Source organism: Stenotrophomonas sp. CCNWLW162 (genome assembly GCF_037203745.1).
GTDB classification, from domain to species: domain Bacteria; phylum Pseudomonadota; class Gammaproteobacteria; order Xanthomonadales; family Xanthomonadaceae; genus Stenotrophomonas; species Stenotrophomonas maltophilia_AQ.
Window position 1 is genome coordinate 201,005 of record NZ_JBBCBL010000001.1, and the last position, 17,497, is coordinate 218,501.

Here is a 17,497-nt window from a genome sequence, read left to right on the forward strand (position 1 = left end):
TGGACATATCGGTCCAACTAGGGGCGCCGGCGTTCAGATTCCAGCGGGTGCCATTTTACCCCCTTGCGCGCTCCAAGGCTGAACCGCAGGCGTGCAAAATCACGGGCCAGACCGCACACTTGCGCGTCGCTCCAAGCTTTCGAAGACAGATGAACGCCCGCTATAACGCCGCCGATATTGAAGTCCTGTCCGGCCTTGACCCGGTCAAGCGCCGCCCCGGCATGTATACCGACACCGCGCGCCCGAACCACCTGGCGCAGGAAGTGATCGACAACTCGGTGGACGAAGCCCTCGCCGGCCACGCCCGTTCGATCGAGATCACCCTGTTCAAGGACGGCAGCGTAGAGGTCAGCGATGACGGCCGCGGCATGCCGGTGGACATCCATCCGGAAGAGAAGATCCCGGGCGTCGAGCTGATCCTCACCCGCCTGCATGCCGGCGGCAAGTTCAACAACAACAACTACACCTTCTCCGGCGGCCTGCATGGCGTCGGCGTCAGCGTGGTCAATGCGCTGTCGACCCTGGTGGAAATCCACATCAAGCGCGAAGGTGCCGAACACCGCATCACCTTCCGCAACGGCGACCGCGCCTCGCCGCTGGAAGTGGTCGGCACCGTCGGCAAGAAGAACACCGGTACCCGCCTGCGCTTCTGGCCGGATCCGAAGTACTTCGATACGCCCAAGTTCGCCGTGCGTGCGCTCAAGCACCTGCTGCGCGCCAAGGCCGTGCTGTGCCCGGGCCTGACCGTGAAGCTGACCGACGAAGCCACCGGCGAAGTCGATACCTGGTACTACGAGGACGGCCTGCGCGATTATCTGAAGATGGAGCTGGGCGACCGCGAATCGCTGCCGGCCGATCTGTTCGTCGGCAATCTGAAGAAGGACACGGAGATCGTTGATTGGGCCGTGGCCTGGCTGCCGGAAGGCGAGCTGGTGCAGGAAAGCTACGTCAACCTGATCCCGACCGCGCAGCACGGCACCCATGCCAATGGCCTGCGCACTGGCCTGACCGAAGCGCTGCGCGAGTTCTGCGATTTCCGCAACCTGCTGCCACGCGGCGTCAAGCTGGCCCCGGAAGACGTCTGGGACCGTGTGTCGTTCGTGCTGTCGCTGAAGATGACCGACCCGCAGTTCAGCGGCCAGACCAAGGAACGCCTGTCCTCGCGCCAGGCCGCCGGCTTCGTCGAAGGCGCCGCGCATGATGCGTTCAGCCTGCTGTTGAACCAGAACGTGGAACTGGGCGAGAAGATCGCGCAGATCGCCATCGAGCGCGCCAGTGCGCGCCTGAAGACCGAAAAGCTGGTCGTCCGCAAAAAGGTCACCCAAGGCCCAGCCCTGCCCGGCAAACTGGCCGACTGCATCAGCCAGGACCTGTCGCGCACCGAACTGTTCCTGGTCGAAGGTGATTCGGCAGGCGGCAGCGCCAAGCAGGCCCGCGACAAGGATTTCCAGGCGATCATGCCGCTGCGCGGCAAGATCCTGAACACCTGGGAAGTCTCGTCCAACAGCGTGCTGGCCTCGGAAGAAGTACACAACCTGGCCATCGCCATCGGCTGCGATCCGGGCAAGGATGACATCAGCGGCCTGCGCTACGGCAAGGTGGTGATCCTGGCCGACGCCGACTCCGACGGCCTGCACATCGCGACCCTGCTGACCGCACTGTTCCTGAAGCATTTCCCGGCGCTGGTCGATGCCGGCCACGTGTTCGTGGCAATGCCGCCGCTGTTCCGCATCGACGTGGGCAAGCAGGTGTTCTACGCCCTGGACGAGGAAGAAAAGCGCTCGATGCTGGACAAGATCGAACGCGAGAAGATCAAGGGCGCGGTCAACGTGACCCGCTTCAAGGGCCTGGGTGAAATGAATCCGCCGCAGCTGCGTGAGTCCACCATCCATCCGGATACCCGCCGGCTGGTGCAGCTGACCGTGGACGATCGCGAGCAGACCAGTTCGCTGATGGACATGCTGCTGGCCAAGAAGCGTGCGTCCGACCGCAAGGGTTGGCTGGAAAGCAAGGGCGACCTCGCTTCGCTGGAAGCCTGATCGCTGAGCGGGGTCAGAGCCGTTTCCCACCGGTGAACGGCTCTGACCCCCGTTAACCGGTGGTGCCAGCCAGCGGCCGGCACTACCGGTTCATGCGCCACGGGGCCATTACACCCCCATCGGCAAACCCTGCGGGTCCATAATGCGCGCTCATCTGCGTGGACGACTGAATTGCCCGCCAACTCGCTGCTGTTCCCCGGCCTGCCGCTGCACAGCGCGCGCCTGATCCTGAGCCCGATCCGCCGTGATGACGCGGCTGCGCTGTTCACGCTGCAATCCGACCCGGCGGTGATGCGCTGGTGGAACCATCCGGCCTGGAAACGACCTGCCGAAGCCCGCGAGCAGATCGACGACGACCTCGCGGCACACGCCACCGGCACCCAGCTCAAGCTGGCCGTACGCGAATCGCTGGAGGGGCCACTGCTGGGCATCTGCGTGGTATTTGCCGTCGACCGTGACGCTGCCCGCGCCGAGATCGGCTACCTGCTGGCGCCTGGCCTGCAGGGCCAGGGTTACATGCACGAAGCGTTGCAGCAGGTGCTGGCCTACCTGTTCCACACCCTGCGCCTGCATCGCGTGGAAGCCGAAATCGATCCGCGCAACGCGGCCTCCGCGCACGTGCTTGAACGCCTCGGCTTCCACCGTGAGGGCCTGCTGCGCCAGCGCTGGCGCATCCAGGGTGAACTGGCCGATTCGGCGGTGTACGGGCTGCTGGCCGACGACGAAGCGGCCGCCGCCCTGCCCGCTTGACCCAATCTGGCCGCAACAGGCGACAACGCCTGGCCATGGCTTTGGACACATACGGCGCGGCACCGTAGCGGCCTAGCATCGGAACCCCTTCCGCTGCCGATCCGGTGCCATGAAGTCCCTGCTGCACACTGCCGCGCTCTGCGTCGGCCTGCTCATTGCTCCCGCCAGCGTGCTGGCCGCGCCCGCCGCCGAAACCAAGTCCGATGCCAAGGACGACAAGACCGAGGTACCTGCGCTGCCGGCCGATGCGTCCGCTCGCCAGAGCATCCGCCTGGCCGGTCGCGCCCTCGACTACACCGCCACCGTTGGCACCCTGCCGGTGCGCGATGAGAAGGGCAAGGTGATCGCCGACGTGGTGTTCACCGCCTACACGATGCCGGGCAAGGACCGGCCGGTGACCTTCGCGCTCAATGGCGGCCCCGGCGCTTCGTCGGTCTACCTCAACATGGGCGCGATCGGTCCCAAGGTGGTGACCTTCGGTTCGGAAGGCGACAGCGCCTCGGCGCCGGCCACCCTGCACGACAACCCGGGCACCTGGCTGGACTTCACCGACCTGGTATTCATCGATCCGGTCGGCACCGGCTTCAGCCGCGCACGCATCGGCGATGACGAGGCCAAGAAGCAGTTGTACAACCCCAACGCCGACATCGAGTACCTGTCGCGCTCGATCTACGACTGGCTGCTGCGCAACCAGCGCATGGCCTCGCGCAAGTACCTGACCGGCGAAAGCTACGGTGGCTACCGCGGCCCGCGCATCACCCACTACCTGCAGACCCGGCTGGGCGTGGCGATGAACGGCCTGGTGCTGGTGTCGCCGTACCTGAGCCCGACCCTGGAAGACAACGCCGATGTCTCGCCGATGGCGTGGATGCAGACACTGCCGTCGATCGCCGCCGCGCACCTCGAGCGCCAGGGCAAGCTGACCGACGCGGCGATGCGTGACGTGGTCGAGTACACCCGCGGCGACTACGCCACCGCGCTGATGAGGGGCCGCAGCGATCCGCAGGCCACCGAGGCGATGCTGCGCCGGGTGACCGAGCTGACCGGCCTGGATCCGCAGTTCGTGCGTCGTGCCGGTGGCCGTCTGGAAACCCAGGCGTACCTGCGCGAGGTGTTCCGCGACAAGGGCACGCTGGGCAGCCGCTACGATTCCAACGTGACCGCGTTCGATCCGTTCCCGAACGATCCGGAGCAGCGTGCCAACGATCCGCTGCTGGACAGCATCATCGCGCCGACCACCACGGCGATGGTCGACTTCGTCACGCGCGTGGTCGGCTGGAAGGTGGATTCCCGCTACCAGGCGCTGAACTACGAGGTGAACCGGTTGTGGGACCGCAACGGTGATCTGCGCCAGGGCGCGGTGACCCAGCTGCGCCAGGCGGTGGCGATCGATCCGCACCTTCAGGTCTTGATCGTGCATGGCTGGAACGACCTGTCGTGCCCGTTCATGGGGTCGATCCTGACGGTGGACCAGATGCCGGCGATGGGCAGCAATCCGGACCGGGTACAGGTACGCAGCTATCCGGGCGGGCACATGTTCTACAGCCGGGCGGACAGCCAGGCGGCATTCCGGAAGGATGTGCAGGCGTTGTTCCAGCGTAACTGAGGGGTTCGGCCGGGCCTGCGGCCCGGCACCCGCTGACAGCAACGGCAACGGCAACTGCAACTGCAACCGCAACGTCAAAGGCCGGGTTCCCGTGGGCTGGCGAGGCGGGATGGGGTTGCAGGACACGCCGTAAACCCATCCATGGGGGCTCGATGGCGCCATCCATGGCGCCAACGGTCCTGCAACCCCACCCCACCCCGCCGCTGACAGATTCCTGCGGCTGTTGGTGGGTGCCGACCGTTGGTCGGCACGCTGGATACGGAAAATTCTTCGCCCATGAAAAAAGCCCGCCGGTATCCGGCGGGCTTTTTCGATTGTTGGGGTCAGATCCTTTTCCCCGCAGGCAAAGGGCTCTGACCCTAAGCTAAGGCCGCGGGCCTCAGGTCCAGCCGAACAGCTCGAACAGCTTCAGGATCAGGTACGCACAACCACCTGCTGCCGGAATGGTCAGGATCCAGGCCCAGACGATGCGTTCGATCACGCCGAACTTCAGCGAACGCGGGTTCTTGGCGAAGCCGACGCCCATGATCGCGGTGGAGATGCTGTGCGTGGTCGAGACCGGCATGCCGAAGTGGGCCGCCAGGGTCAGGATGGTGGCCGAGCTGGTCTCTGCGGCGAAGCCATGGATGGGGTGCAGCTTGACCATCTTGTGACCCAGGGTCTTGATGATCTTCCAGCCGCCCGAAGCGGTACCGGCAGCCATCACCACCGCGCAGGTCAGCACGATCCACATGGCGATGCCATCGCCGGCATGCGCGTCCGGATGCATGAAGGCCAGCCACGACGGCAGGTCATTCAGTGCACCGGTTGCTTCGGCACCGATCAGGGTCATCGCAATGATGCCCATGGTCTTCTGCGCGTCGTTATGACCGTGTGCGAAGCCCATGTAGGCCGCCGAGGCGATCTGTGCCTTGCCGAAGAAGGCGTTGACGATGCGCGGACGGGCCAGGCGGCCGATGGCACCACCGATCTTGGCCAGGCCGGCGATCAAGCCCCACAGCAGCACCATCACCACGATGCCCAGCAGGAAGCCGGCGATCGGCGAGGTGATCATCGGCACGAACACCTTCCACAGCAGGCCCTTGTTCTGCGCCCAGCTGCCCAGGCGCTCGGACCAGATCAGCGCGTCCCAGTTGTTGTGGGCCGCAGCCAGGCCGGCGCCGCAGAGGCCACCGATCAGGGCGTGCGAAGACGAAGACGGCAGGCCCTTCCACCAGGTGATCAGGTTCCAGATGATGCCGCCCAGCAGCGCGCACAGGATCACCTGCGGGGTCACGTCGACCACGTTGGTGTTGAGCAGGCCCGACGCGATGGTCAGTGCGACCGCGGTGCCGGTCAGGGCACCGATGAGGTTCATGAAGGCGGCAAGCATCACCGCCCAACCGGGCGACAGTACTTTGGTTGCCACCACGGTAGCGATGGAGTTGGCGGTATCGTGGAAGCCGTTGATGAACTCGAAGACGAGCGCGGCCAGGATCACCACCAGGACTAGGGTGAGCATCGGTACCGGCCCGTCAGCTGTTCTTCAACACGATCTGGTACGCCACCACACCGGCCTCGCGGCAGCGGTCGATGGCCTTTTCCAGGATCTCGAAGAATTCCTTCAGCAGGAACATCTGTAGGTTGTCCAGGCGACCGGAGTAGATGTCGCGGTACAGCTCAAGCATCAGACGGTCGGCCTCGTTTTCCAGCGAGCGCAGGCGCTCGTTGAGCGCGGTCATCCGGTCCAGGTTCATGTGGCGCAGGTCGGCCACCATCTCCACCACCACGCCAGCGGCCTGCTCGAGCATCGCCGCGCGCGGCGCGAAGTCGATGTGTTCCAGGTGGGTGGTGGCCAGCGAATAGCGATCGGCGAACTTCTCGATCTGCTTGGGAATCTTGTACAGGGCCGAGCCCAGCGCTTCGATGTCTTCGCGCTCGATCGGGGTCATGAAGCTGTCCACCAGCGCCTGGCTGATCTTGTCCGAGGCCGCGCGTTCGCGCAGGCGGGCCAGCTTGAAGGCATCCAGGGCGGGCTGGCGATCGGCGTCGCGCAGCATCGAATGCAGTGCCTTGGCGGCATCGGAAGCCGCGACGGCAGCCTCATCGAGCAGGGTGTAGAACTGTTTGCCGGAACCGAAAATGGTCTGCAGAGAGAACATTGAGAAACCTGTCAGCCGTCGCGGGAAGGACGGCACCAGACGGAATTATGACGGCTAGATGACCATCTCGGGTATCCCCGCCTCCTTTCGGGGGCTGGGGACCCTCAACCTGAACAGGCAGTTGCCACCCTGCCACGGCCCTTTGCTAAGATGCCAGCGCGCCCTCGGGCGCACCTTATGGACGACGACCCTTATCCCCCTGCGCCGCGCCGGACCCTGTTCCTGAGCGCCTGCCGCCATCGCAAGCACCCGCCCTCCCTGCCACCAACCGGGGACGATGCCCGTGTTTGAAATGATCCTGATTGTCTTCGCGCTGGTTCTGTTGAACGGCTTCTTCGCCATGTCCGAGATGTCGGTCATGACCTCGCGCAAGAGCCGCCTGAAGCAGATGGCCGGCACCTCCAAGCGCGCTGCCAAGGCACTGGAGCTGTCGGAGAAGCCGGAGAGCTTCCTGTCCACCGTGCAGATCGGTATCACCGTGATCGGCGTGCTGACCGGCTACCTCGGCGGTGAAGCGCTGGGTGAAGCCTTCGCCGGCTGGATCCAGGGCCTGATGCCCGGCTTTGCCTACGCCGGCAACGTCGGTACCGCGCTGGCGGTCAGCCTGATCACTTTCATTACGCTGATCTTCGGCGAACTGGTGCCCAAGCGCTTGGCGCTGACCCGTTCGGAGGCCATTGCCAGCCTGGTGGCGATGCCGATGAGCTGGCTGGCCAAGCTGGCCCTGCCCTTCGTCTGGCTGCTGTCCAAGACCACCCAGCTGGTGCTGCGCCTCTTCGGCCTGGGCAAGGATGAAGTCGCCTCGGTGACCGAAGAAGAGATCCGCATGCTGGTGGCCGAAAGCCACGAGGCCGGCGTGATCGACGCCCACGAACGCGACATGATGAACCGCGTCATGCGCCTGGGCGATCGTACCGCCGACAGCCTGATGACCCCGCGCAACCGGATTGCCTGGCTGGACACGCAGGGCGGTCTGGACAAGAACCTGGAGATCATGGCCGAGCATGAGTTCTCGCGGTACCCGGTGTACCGCGACAACGACATGGACGTGGTCGGCGTGCTTGAACTGAAGTCGTTGGCCACACGTATGGCGCGCGGTGACAACGCGCTGTTCCAGACCCTGCGCGAGCCGCTGTACGTGTCTGAATCCACCCACGCGATGAAGCTGCTGGAGATCTTCCGCGAGGAACAGCAGTCGATGGCGCTGGTGGTGGACGAGTACGGCGAGATCCAGGGCCTGGTGACCATCAGCGATCTGATGGGCGCGGTGGTTGGCCGTCTGCAGGCCACCGAAAATGCCGACGAAGATGCGCTGGTGGTGACCCGCGAGGACGGCTCGCTGCTGGTGGACGGCTCGCTGCCGATCGAGGACCTGCGCGAGCTGATCGGCAGCAACGACCTGCCCGATGCCGAGGATGGCGACTACTACACGCTGGCCGGCATGTGCATCCACTACTTCGGCCGCATCCCGCACGCGGGCGAGTACTTTGACTGGGCCGGCTGGCGCTTCGAGGTGGTCGACCTGGACGGTGCCCGCGTGGACAAGCTGCTGCTGCGCACGCTGTCGGACGAGCAGGCCGATGAGCTCACCGCCTGAGGCCGGCCAGGGTCCGGGCGTTGAGCGCCCGGCCTACCGCAACGAGGGCATCCGCACCCTGCTGGAGATGTTCGCCTCCGGCGACCCGGCCGAGCACATGCCGCTCGGCCAGATCCTTTGCAACCTGCAGCAGAGCGCCTTCGGCGTGTTCCTGTTCGTGGCGATCCTGCCATCGTTCATCCCGATTCCGGGCATGGGAGGCGCGGTCAGCGGCCCACTGGTAATTCTGATCGGGGTGCAGATGCTGTGCTGCCTGCGCCGGCCCTGGCTCCCGGGCTTCATTGCCCGCCGCGGCCCCAGACGCAGCACCATGCACCGCTTCCTCGACCGCATCGATCGCCCGCTGCGGCGGCTGGACCGGATGTTGAAGCCACGGCTGCCGCAACTTCTCACGCCACTGCCGGCGCATGCCTTCACCGGCCTGCTGCTGGTGCTGCTCGGCCTGCTGCTGTCGCTGCCGATCCCGTTCACCAACTTCCTGTTCGGTTTCCAGCTGCTGCTGTTCTCGCTGGCACTGCTGGAACGCGATGGCGCGCTTATGCTGTTCAACTGGATCGCAGCGCTGGCAGCGATCGCGTTCTTCGGTTTCAGTTCCGGGCAGCTGGTGGGCTATACGGTGGAGTTGTTCCAGCGCTGGTTCTGAGCCGGAACCCGGTACAGCCGGCCGCTGGCCGGCCGCCACGTTTCCAGGATTGCCGGCCCGCGGCCGGCACTACCAATACCGGACATCGGCCATCACCGAAGGTCAATGAACCCGTTGTCGGCCAACTGCCCGGGCTCATCCTGCACTGCTGACAACACGAACGTCAGCGCCTTGCCCAGCAACGTGCCCGGGCCATCCCAGTACTCGGCCGAATCGGCGCGCACATGGATCAGGCGCAGGTTGGGATCATCCTTGCCACCGGGGAAGAACAGTTTCATCGCCGGCGACCACAATTCCTCGATCTTTGCGCGGTCATCGACGACGCGCGCACGCCCCGCGACCGACACGTAAGTATTCTTCGACGGCGAGGCATAGGCCACGTTGACGTGCGGATCGAGCGCGATTTCAGCCACCTTCGGACTGTCGGCAGTGATGACGAACCACAGGTCGCCGTCGAAGGCGACCTGCTGGGTGGCCAGCGGCCGGCTGTAGAGGCGGCCATCGACACCGGTGGTGGTGAACATCGCCACCTCCACGTCCCTGATCAGTTCAGCCAGCTGGGCAATGTGTTCAGTGCGGGCGTTGGACATGTGGGGGCTCCATGAGTGGGAGCCCCATCAGACCGTGCATCGCTGCAACAGCTCGTGACGCAATTGTTCAGCCCGCGTGGCGGGCGTGCCAGGCCTGCATCGCCAGTTCGAACGAGCGCAGGCGCGCGCGGTGGTCGTACAGGTTCGCGGTGAGCATCAGCTCGTCTGGCTTGTGCCGCTCAACGAAAGCGGCGATGCCCTCGGCCACCTGCTGCGGATCGCCGAGGACGGTGCAGGCCAGTGCCCGCTCCACGCCCAGCTTCTCATGCGGCTCCCAGAACGACTCGATGTCGTCGATGGGTGCCGGAATCTTGCCCGGGCGGCCGCGACGCAGGTTCACGAAACTCTGCTGCTGGCTGGTGAACAATCGACGCGACTCGGCTTCGCTGTCGCTGGCGACAACGTTCAAGGCCAGCATGGCGTGCGGTTGCTTCAACGTCGCCGAAGGGCGGAACTCACGGCGGTACACGGCCAGCGCTTCGTCCATCACGTCCGGTGCGAAGTGCGAGGCGAACGCGTACGGCAGGCCCATCGAGGCGGCCATGCGCGCACCGAACAGGCTGGAACCGAGGATCCAGGTCGGCACCCGCAGGCCACCACCCGGAACGGCCTGCACCGCTTGCCCGGGCTGCACCGGCTCGAAGTAGTGCAGCAGCTCGCGCACGTCCTGGGGGAACTGGTCGGCGCTGTCGAAGTAGCGGCGCAGTGCACGCGCGGTCGGCTGATCGGTGCCCGGCGCACGGCCCAGGCCGAGATCGATGCGGTCCGGATACAGCGAGGCGAGCGTGCCGAACTGCTCGGCCACCTGCAGCGGCGCATGGTTGGGCAGCATGATGCCCCCTGCACCGACGCGGATGCGCTTGGTGCCGCCGGCGACATGGCCGATCAACACCGCAGTGGCGGCGCTGGCGATGCCGGGCATGTTGTGGTGTTCGGCAAGCCAGTAGCGGCGGTAGCCCAGCCCATCGGCATGCTGGGCCAGCTCCAGCATGTTGGCGAAGGCGGCGGTGGTGTCACTGCCCTCGCAGACCGGGGCCAGGTCGAGAATCGACAATGGAATCATCAGGCGGTTTTCCGTCACAGGATTCCCCTTGCATGGGGACGGCGAGGCGCGGCGGCCAGTGACGGTAGCGGGATGCTGATTCCCGTGGGGCGGGTTCAGGGCCGCCGGGCATGGCCCGGGGTGCCATGCGTGTTGGTTAGTGCCGGTCGCTGGCCGACAGACGGAGAGCCCTTGCAGCCGGCCAGCGGCCGGCTCGACCGGCGCCCTGTCAGAACGCGCTGGGGCGCGGCTCCGGCATCGGCTGGTCGACCATCGGCTTCAACTCGGCATCCAGCGCCACGCGCTCGTCGAACACGAAACAGCGTCCTTCGTAGCCCTCGCCCCCCACCTCCTCGAAGTAACCGAGGATGCCGCCGTCGAGCTGCAGCACGTTGTCCATGCCGTCGTTGACCATCCACAGCGCAGCCTTCTCGCAACGGATGCCACCGGTGCAGAAGCTGACCACGGTGCTGTCCTTCAGCGCCTCGCGGTGCGGCGCCAGCGCCTCGGGCAGGTCGGTGAACTTGTGGATGGGCAGCACCAGCGCATCCTTGAAGGTGCCGTACTCCACTTCCTGCAGGTTGCGCGTATCGAGCATCACCACCGGCTTGCCGGCGTCGTCATGCCCCTGCCGCAACCAGCGCTGCACGGTGGCCGGATCGATCGCCGGCGCGCGCGGGTAATCCAGCGGCTGGCCGTCGTCGCGACGGAAGCTGATGATCTCGTCCTTCACCTTGGCCTTCAGCCGCGCGAACGGCTGGTGCTCACTGAGGCTGGTCTTGACCCGCATATGTGCAAAGCGCGCATCGGCACGCAGCGCCACATAGAAACCCTCGATGGCCCCAGGCGCACCGGCCAGGAACAGGTTCAGCCCCTCGCCTGCCACCAGGATCGTGCCCCGCAGCCCAGCCGCCTCGGCACGCGCCAGCAGCTGGTCGCACAGGGCCTGGGGGGCGTCGATGACGGCGAAATGGTAGGCGGCGGTATTGGCGATCATCCCGCCATTTTAGCGCCTCCCGCCCCTCCGGACAGATTCAGGGGTCAGAGCCCTCTGCGCAGCAGAGGGATCCGACCCCAAGCCCGGCAGACACCCGGAATCTGTCAGGGGTGGGGCGATGTGGGCAGGCGGGGGCGCAGAGCGCCATGGGCCCGGGGCATGCGCCGGGCGGGTTGGGCAGGACGCCCAACCCCGGTCTTGCCGTGTGCGCAGGACAGCGCACACGAGCAAGGCGCTCTACGAGGCAGGCAGGAGCAGTTTTTGCCGTCCCCCGCCTGTCTACACCGCCCCGCCCTCCCACTTAAGCCCGGCTTTTGACGTTGCCGTTGCCGTTGCCGTTGCGGGTGCCGGGTGCAACCCGACCGGAAGTCCCCCTTACCCCCGCAACAGCACGAACGGCAGCAGCACCAGCGCCGCCGCACCGGCCATCGCCAGCAGCACCAGCACCACATATGCCGGTCGGCGCCGGAACAGGCTGCCGAAGGTCTCCGCCGTGCCCTCGCGCAACGCCTGCTCGCGCTCGGCACGGATGCGCGGCCCGCGTTCGGCCTGGTATTCGGCCATCAACGCCTTGGCGCGCGGATGATCGGCATCCTCGCGCAGCCACAGGCCGCCATTGGAGATGCCCCACGGGCTGGGTTCGGTGCGATACCAGGCGATGCCGTGCTGGTCGAGCAGCGTGCAGACATCGGCATATTCGTCGTTGCCGACATTGCGCAGATTGAGCAGGAGTTTTGCCATGCGCCCATGATACCCGGCGCCGATGCGCTACCCTTGCCGCCCTCGCCCTGCGCCCTTCCGGAGACGCCCGATGCGCCGCCTGCTGCTTCCCCTGCTGCTGTCCCTCGCCGCCGTTGGCTGTTCGAGCGAACCCGCCGGCCCGCCGCCGGGCGGCACCCTGACCACCTTCGAGCGCATCGATACCGTGCCTGGCACCGGCACCGAAGCCGTTGCCGGCAACAAGGTCACCGTGCACTACACCGGCTGGATCTACGACAACCGCACCGAAACCAAGCACGGCAAGACCTTCGACAGCTCGGTCAGCCGTGGCGAACCGTTCACCTTCGCGCTCGGCGCAGGCCAGGTCATCCGCGGCTGGGATGAAGGCGTGGCCGGCATGAAGGTCGGTGGCAAGCGCACCCTGATGATTCCGCCGGACTACGGCTACGGCGACCGTCGCGTCGGCCCGATCCCGGCTGGCTCGTCGCTGGTGTTCGATGTCGAGCTGCTCGATGTCAAACCGTAATACCGCAACGCCACACCGGGTCGCCGTCGTCGGCGGTGGTCCGGCCGGCCTGTTCGCCGCGGAGCGCCTGCGCGCGGCCGGGCTGGAGGTCGACCTGTACGAGGCCAAGGGTTCGCCCGGCCGCAAGTTCCTGATCGCCGGCAAGGGTGGGCTCAACCTCACCCACTCCGAGCCGCGCCCGTTGTTCGACAGCCGCTACCGCGAGCAGGTCGCCACGGTCGGCCGATGGCTGGATGGCTTCGACGCGCAGGCGCTGCGCGATTGGGCCGCCGGTTTCGGCGTGGAAACCTACGTCGGCAGCTCCGGCCGCGTGTTCCCGGTCGACCGCAAGGCGGCACCGCTGCTGCGCGGCTGGGTGCGCCGATTGAGGGAACAGGGCGTGCGCCTGCATGCCAACCATCGCTGGATCGGATGGAGTGACGACGGCGCCCTGCGCTTCACCACGGAAGAGGGTGAGATCGCGGTCCACGCCGATGCCACCGTGCTGGCAGTAGGTGGTGGCAGCTGGCCGCAGCTCGGCAGTGACGGCGCCTGGGTCACACCATTGCAGGCACATGGCGTGGACATTGCCCCTCTGCAATCAGCCAACTGCGGCTTCGACGTCGACTGGACGCCGTTCTTTGCCCAGCGCAACGCCGGCGCGCCGCTGAAGCCGGTGGTTGCTCACTGGATCGACCTGGACGGCCAGCCGCGGTCGCTGCAGGGCGAATGCGTGGCCAGCGAGTACGGCATCGAAGGCAGCTTGGTCTATGCGCTGGCGGCCGATCTGCGCGAGACCATCAACCGCGATGGCCACGCCATGTTGTGGTTGGACCTGGTGCCGGGCCGCGACGAGGCACGCCTGCTTGCCGACCTGTCGCGCCCGCGCAAGGGCCGTAGTTTTGGCGAGCATCTGCGCCGCCAGGCCGGCCTGGATGCAGTGAAGGCCGCGCTGGTGTTCGAGCTCCTCGGCAAGGAAGCGGGCAACGATCTGAGCGCCGTGGTGGCCACGCTCAAGCGCCTGCCGCTTCGGCTGCTGCGCCCGCGGCCGATGGCCGAAGTGATCAGCACCGCCGGTGGCGTGCGCCTGGATGCGATGGATGAGGACTTGATGCTACAGGCGCTGCCCGGCGTGTTCTGTGCTGGCGAGATGCTGGACTGGGAAGCCCCCACCGGGGGCTATCTGCTGACCGCGTGCTACGCCAGTGGCCTGCGTGCTGCGGAAGGCGTGATCGGGTGGTTGGCCGAGCGTTGAGGCCTACCACGTAGAGTCAAGCTTGCTCGGCTGCGTTGCGTTGTAGAGCCGAGCTTGGGCTCGGCTCTACACGCTGGTCACCACGGCCTGCGCATGCTCACCGAGGCCAGCGAAACACCACTGGGATGCGGGTAAGCCTCTTCGCGCACGCTGACGAAGCCCTGCCGCTGGTAGAACGGCACGGCATTGAGCGAGGCCGACAGCACGACCTCGCGCTCCTGGTCGGCCATCGCCAACAGGCGCTGCATCAGGGCCTGGCCGATGCCCCTGCCACCCTGATCCGGGTCGACAAACAACGCATCCACTTCGTTGGCCTCGAGATCAAACACGCCGAAACCCAGCAGGTCTCCCTGCGTGTCCTCGGCCACCACGCAACCGCCCTGCCCCAGCAACCGCGCGTACTGCACCGGCGGTGGTGAAGCCGACCAGGGGGCGATCACCTCCGGCGGGTAGTGGCTGCTGCAGGTTTCGCGCACGCAGCGCGTACGCAGCGCCCACAACGTGGCCACATCGGCCATGGTGCCGGTCCTGAACTGCATGACACCTCCTTGTAGAGCCGAGCCCATGCTCGGCTGTTCTTCGTTCCAACGTCGCCATGCCTGATTGAAAGGCAGTCGGGCATGGCTCGACTCTACAGAAGCGTCATCGCGATTTGCTGGCGCGCAACGCCTGGATCTTCGGCGGTGGCTGGAACGAGTCGCTGCGTGCATCGGCCCAGAACGCATGGAACACCGCGTGGTCCGGCACCTTGTGCAGCAGCTCGCCCGGTTCCAGATAACGGTACAGCGACGCCAGCGAACGGATCTCAACCGGCGAAACACGACGCAGGATGTGCTCCGGACCCAGCTCCGCCGGGTCATTCAAACCTGCAGCGCAGAGCAGCTCCTTCAAGGCGTGCAGCGTGTGCTCGTGGTAGCTGTACACACGCGTTGCCTTGTCCGGCGCATCGAGGTGCTTCCAGCGTGCCGGGTCCTGGGTAGCGATGCCGGTCGGGCACTTGTCGGTGTGGCAGCTCAGCGACTGGATGCAGCCCAGCGCGAACATGAAGCCACGGCCGGCATTGCACCAGTCGGCCCCCAGCGCGACGGTCCGCGCGATGTCGAACGCACTGGTGATCTTGCCCGCCGCACCGATACGGATGCGGTCACGCAGGTCCAGGCCGACCAGCGTGTTGTGTACCAGCAGCAGCGCCTCGTGCATCGGCACGCCGACATGGTCGACGAACTCGGCCGGGGCTGCACCGGTGCCGCCCTCGGCACCATCGACCACGATGAAATCTGGCAACAGGCCAGTCTCCTGCATGGCCTTGGCGATACCGAACCACTCCCAGGGGTGACCGATCGCCAGCTTGAATCCGACCGGCTTGCCACCGGACAGCTCGCGCAGGCGGCCCACGAACTGCAGCAGCTCCACCGGCGTGGAGAACGCCGAGTGACGCGAGGGCGACACGCAGTCCACGCCCATCGGCACGCCACGGGTCACCGAAATCTCGGCGGTCACCTTCGGCGCCGGCAGCACGCCGCCGTGGCCGGGCTTGGCACCCTGCGACAGCTTGATCTCGATCATCTTGACCTGGTCATGGGTGGCATTGGCAACGAAGCGCTCCTCGCTGAAACCGCCCTTCTCGTCACGGCACCCGAAGTAGCCCGAGCCGATCTCCCACACCAGGTCACCCCCCATTTCGCGGTGATAGGGTGAAATCGAGCCTTCGCCGGTGTCGTGGTAGAAGCCGCCGCGCCGCGCGCCTTCGTTCAGCGCACGGATCGCATTGGCCGACAGCGAGCCAAAGCTCATCGCCGAGATATTGAACACGCTGGCCGAATAGGGCTTGGCGCAGTTGGCACCGATCAGCACGCGGAAGTCATGCTTGGCGATGGCCGTCGGCGCCAGCGAATGGTTGATCCACTCGTAGTCCACAGCGTACGTACTGCGCAGGGTGCCGAACGGCACCGTGTCCATTTCGTTCTTGGCGCGCTGGTAGATCAGCGCGCGCTGCTGGCGCGAGAACGGCACGTCCTCCAGGTCGCTCTGCACGAAGTACTGGCGGATCTCCGGGCCGATCGATTCCAGGCCGTAGCGGAAGTGCGCCATCACCGGATAATTGCGGCGCAGCGTGCTGCGCTTCTGCAGCAGGTCCCAGGTCCCCAGCGCCACCATCGCGGCAGTCAGGCCGACGCCCCAGTACCAGGCCGGCCATATCACGGCCAGCCACAGGCAGATCGGGAACATCAGGATGGCGAGCAGGTAGACGATATACCGGTGCATGGCTTTCCTCGGTTGCAACTGCCCCCGAGTCTACCGCGCCGACTGCCGCCGGGGTTTACAGTCGATCGTCAACCACGTTGCGCGGCCAGGCCGACTTCACGTCGTAGACCAGGCCACCGGGCGCCAGCAGGCTGCGGATCCGTGTTTCATCCATCGCCTTGAAGTGGGCGTGTGCCACGGCCAGCACCACCGCGTCGTAGCAGCCTGCCGCTGGCTCGGCAAGCCACTGCACACCTTCGTCGGCCAATGTGGCGGGGCCGACCCATGGATCGCTGACCTCGACCTGGGCACCGGCATCGCGCAGGCGTTGCGCCAGTTCCAGCGCGCGGCTGTTGCGCAGGTCCGGGCAGTCTTCCTTGAAGGTCACGCCCAGTACCAGGATGCGCGCCTGCGCCGGTGCGCGGCCGCGTTCGGCCAGCATTGCCAGCACCCGCGTCGCCACATGCTCACCCACGCGGTTGTTGACCTGCCGCGCGGTATGGATCAGGTCCGGGTGGAAACCCACGCTCTCTGACTTGTGCAGCAGGTAGTACGGATCCACGCCGATGCAGTGGCCGCCAACCAGGCCCGGCCGGAACGGTAGGAAGTTCCACTTGCTGCCCGCCGCGTCGAGCACGTCCTGGGTATCGATGCCGAGCCGGTCGAAGATCAGTGCCAGCTCGTTGACCAGCGCGATGTTGACATCACGCTGGATGTTCTCGACCACCTTGGCCGCTTCGGCCACGCGCATCGACGGCGCCGGGAACGTACCGGCAGCGATGATGCGCTGGTACAGGCCGTCGATCACCGCAGCAACTTCCGGTGTCGAGCCGGAGGTGATCTTGCGGATGTCGGCCAGGCGTCGCTGGCGATCACCGGGGCTGACCCGCTCCGGGCTGTAGCCGCAGTAGAAGTCTTCGTTGAAGCGCAGGCCGGAGCCCTGCTCCAGCAGCGGCACGCACACTTCTTCGGTGGTGCCGGGATACACCGTGGATTCGTAGATCACCAGGTCGCCAGCACGCAGGTGGCTGGCGATCAGCCGCGTGGCCGAGCGCAGCGGCTCCAGGTCGGGCTGCTCGTAGGCATCGATCGGCGTCGGCACGGTCACGATATAGACGTTGCACGCGTCAAGCAGATCCGGATCGCTGCCGTACTCCAGCAGCTGCGCACTGGCCAGCTCGTCGGCTTCCATTTCCAGCGTGTGATCCACGTCGTTGCGCAGCTCGGCGATGCGCCCGGCGTCAATGTCGAAACCCAGCGTCGGCCAGTGCCGGCCGAAGGCCACCGCCAGCGGCAGCCCGACATAGCCCAGGCCGATCACCGCAAAACGGGGTGCGTCGGCCGCTGCAACAGGCACATTCATCGGCA

At 66.2% G+C, this 17,497-nt stretch carries 16 protein-coding genes; 7 read left to right on the plus strand and 9 right to left on the minus strand.

The features are described from left to right. Positions 1–149: 149 nt before the first annotated feature. The 3 genes from parE to V9K93_RS00995 all read left to right on the plus strand — a co-directional run bounded on the left by parE (position 150) and on the right by V9K93_RS00995 (position 4,395). A complete protein-coding gene (gene parE, locus V9K93_RS00985; RefSeq protein ID WP_046984409.1) occupies positions 150–2,039 on the plus strand; it encodes a DNA topoisomerase IV subunit B in 1,890 nt (629 codons plus the stop codon). 171 nt (positions 2,040–2,210) lie between these two features. Further along, positions 2,211–2,789 (plus strand): GNAT family N-acetyltransferase, encoded by a 579-nt coding sequence (locus V9K93_RS00990; RefSeq protein WP_046984408.1) that lies wholly within the window; start codon positions 2,211–2,213, stop codon positions 2,787–2,789. A 109-nt stretch (positions 2,790–2,898) separates the two neighbouring features. Next, positions 2,899–4,395, plus strand: a complete 1,497-nt coding sequence (locus tag V9K93_RS00995; RefSeq protein WP_046984407.1) for a S10 family peptidase — start codon at positions 2,899–2,901, stop codon at positions 4,393–4,395. A gap of 379 nt (positions 4,396–4,774) precedes the next feature. On the opposite strand, the gene V9K93_RS01000 is transcribed toward V9K93_RS00995, so the two are convergent. Together V9K93_RS01000 and V9K93_RS01005 are read right to left on the minus strand one after the other, a co-directional pair. Further along, complete coding sequence (locus V9K93_RS01000) at positions 4,775–5,896, minus strand: inorganic phosphate transporter (RefSeq protein WP_006431323.1); 1,122 nt, start codon at positions 5,894–5,896, stop codon at positions 4,775–4,777. 13 nt (positions 5,897–5,909) lie between these two features. After that, positions 5,910–6,536, minus strand: a complete 627-nt coding sequence (locus tag V9K93_RS01005; protein ID WP_025878890.1) for a DUF47 domain-containing protein — start codon at positions 6,534–6,536, stop codon at positions 5,910–5,912. Between the two features lie 292 nt (positions 6,537–6,828). Between V9K93_RS01005 and V9K93_RS01010 the strand changes: the two genes are divergently transcribed. Continuing rightward, positions 6,829–8,133 carry a hemolysin family protein gene (locus V9K93_RS01010; protein WP_041864498.1) on the plus strand — a complete coding sequence of 435 codons (1,305 nt, stop codon included), beginning with the start codon at positions 6,829–6,831 and terminating at the stop codon, positions 8,131–8,133. Then, on the plus strand, positions 8,117–8,776 hold the full coding sequence (locus V9K93_RS01015; RefSeq protein ID WP_046988219.1) for an exopolysaccharide biosynthesis protein: 660 nt from the start codon (positions 8,117–8,119) through the stop codon (positions 8,774–8,776). The genes V9K93_RS01010 and V9K93_RS01015 overlap by 17 nt, the downstream gene beginning before the upstream one ends. A 92-nt stretch (positions 8,777–8,868) precedes the next feature. On the opposite strand, the gene V9K93_RS01020 is transcribed toward V9K93_RS01015, so the two are convergent. The 4 genes from V9K93_RS01020 to V9K93_RS01035 form a co-directional block, all read right to left on the minus strand. After that, a complete protein-coding gene (locus tag V9K93_RS01020) occupies positions 8,869–9,366 on the minus strand; it encodes a pyridoxamine 5'-phosphate oxidase family protein (protein WP_046988220.1) in 498 nt (165 codons plus the stop codon). A 67-nt stretch (positions 9,367–9,433) separates the two neighbouring features. Further along, entirely contained in the window at positions 9,434–10,429 is a 996-nt protein-coding gene (locus tag V9K93_RS01025; RefSeq protein WP_046988222.1) for an LLM class flavin-dependent oxidoreductase, read from the minus strand. Positions 10,430–10,637: 208 nt separating this feature from the next. Then, the gene (locus V9K93_RS01030) at positions 10,638–11,405 is read right to left on the minus strand and encodes a sulfurtransferase (RefSeq protein ID WP_136638595.1); all 768 of its coding nucleotides are present in this window, start codon (positions 11,403–11,405) and stop codon (positions 10,638–10,640) included. Between the two features lie 375 nt (positions 11,406–11,780). Continuing rightward, on the minus strand, positions 11,781–12,146 hold the full coding sequence (locus V9K93_RS01035; protein ID WP_046988229.1) for a DUF6164 family protein: 366 nt from the start codon (positions 12,144–12,146) through the stop codon (positions 11,781–11,783). A gap of 70 nt (positions 12,147–12,216) precedes the next feature. Between V9K93_RS01035 and V9K93_RS01040 the strand changes: the two genes are divergently transcribed. Together V9K93_RS01040 and V9K93_RS01045 are read left to right on the plus strand one after the other, a co-directional pair. After that, on the plus strand, positions 12,217–12,651 hold the full coding sequence (locus V9K93_RS01040) for an FKBP-type peptidyl-prolyl cis-trans isomerase (RefSeq protein ID WP_046988230.1): 435 nt from the start codon (positions 12,217–12,219) through the stop codon (positions 12,649–12,651). Further along, positions 12,638–13,885, plus strand: a complete 1,248-nt coding sequence (locus V9K93_RS01045) for a TIGR03862 family flavoprotein (protein WP_337301960.1) — start codon at positions 12,638–12,640, stop codon at positions 13,883–13,885. Before V9K93_RS01040 ends, V9K93_RS01045 begins: the two co-directional genes overlap by 14 nt. A gap of 77 nt (positions 13,886–13,962) precedes the next feature. On the opposite strand, the gene V9K93_RS01050 is transcribed toward V9K93_RS01045, so the two are convergent. The 3 genes from V9K93_RS01050 to V9K93_RS01060 form a co-directional block, all read right to left on the minus strand. Then, a complete protein-coding gene (locus V9K93_RS01050) occupies positions 13,963–14,424 on the minus strand; it encodes a GNAT family N-acetyltransferase (protein WP_046984927.1) in 462 nt (153 codons plus the stop codon). A gap of 103 nt (positions 14,425–14,527) precedes the next feature. After that, positions 14,528–16,150 carry an FMN-binding glutamate synthase family protein gene (locus V9K93_RS01055; RefSeq protein WP_046984926.1) on the minus strand — a complete coding sequence of 541 codons (1,623 nt, stop codon included), beginning with the start codon at positions 16,148–16,150 and terminating at the stop codon, positions 14,528–14,530. A 55-nt stretch (positions 16,151–16,205) separates the two neighbouring features. Next, positions 16,206–17,492 carry a nucleotide sugar dehydrogenase gene (locus tag V9K93_RS01060; RefSeq protein WP_046984925.1) on the minus strand — a complete coding sequence of 429 codons (1,287 nt, stop codon included), beginning with the start codon at positions 17,490–17,492 and terminating at the stop codon, positions 16,206–16,208. Positions 17,493–17,497: the final 5 nt, after the last annotated feature.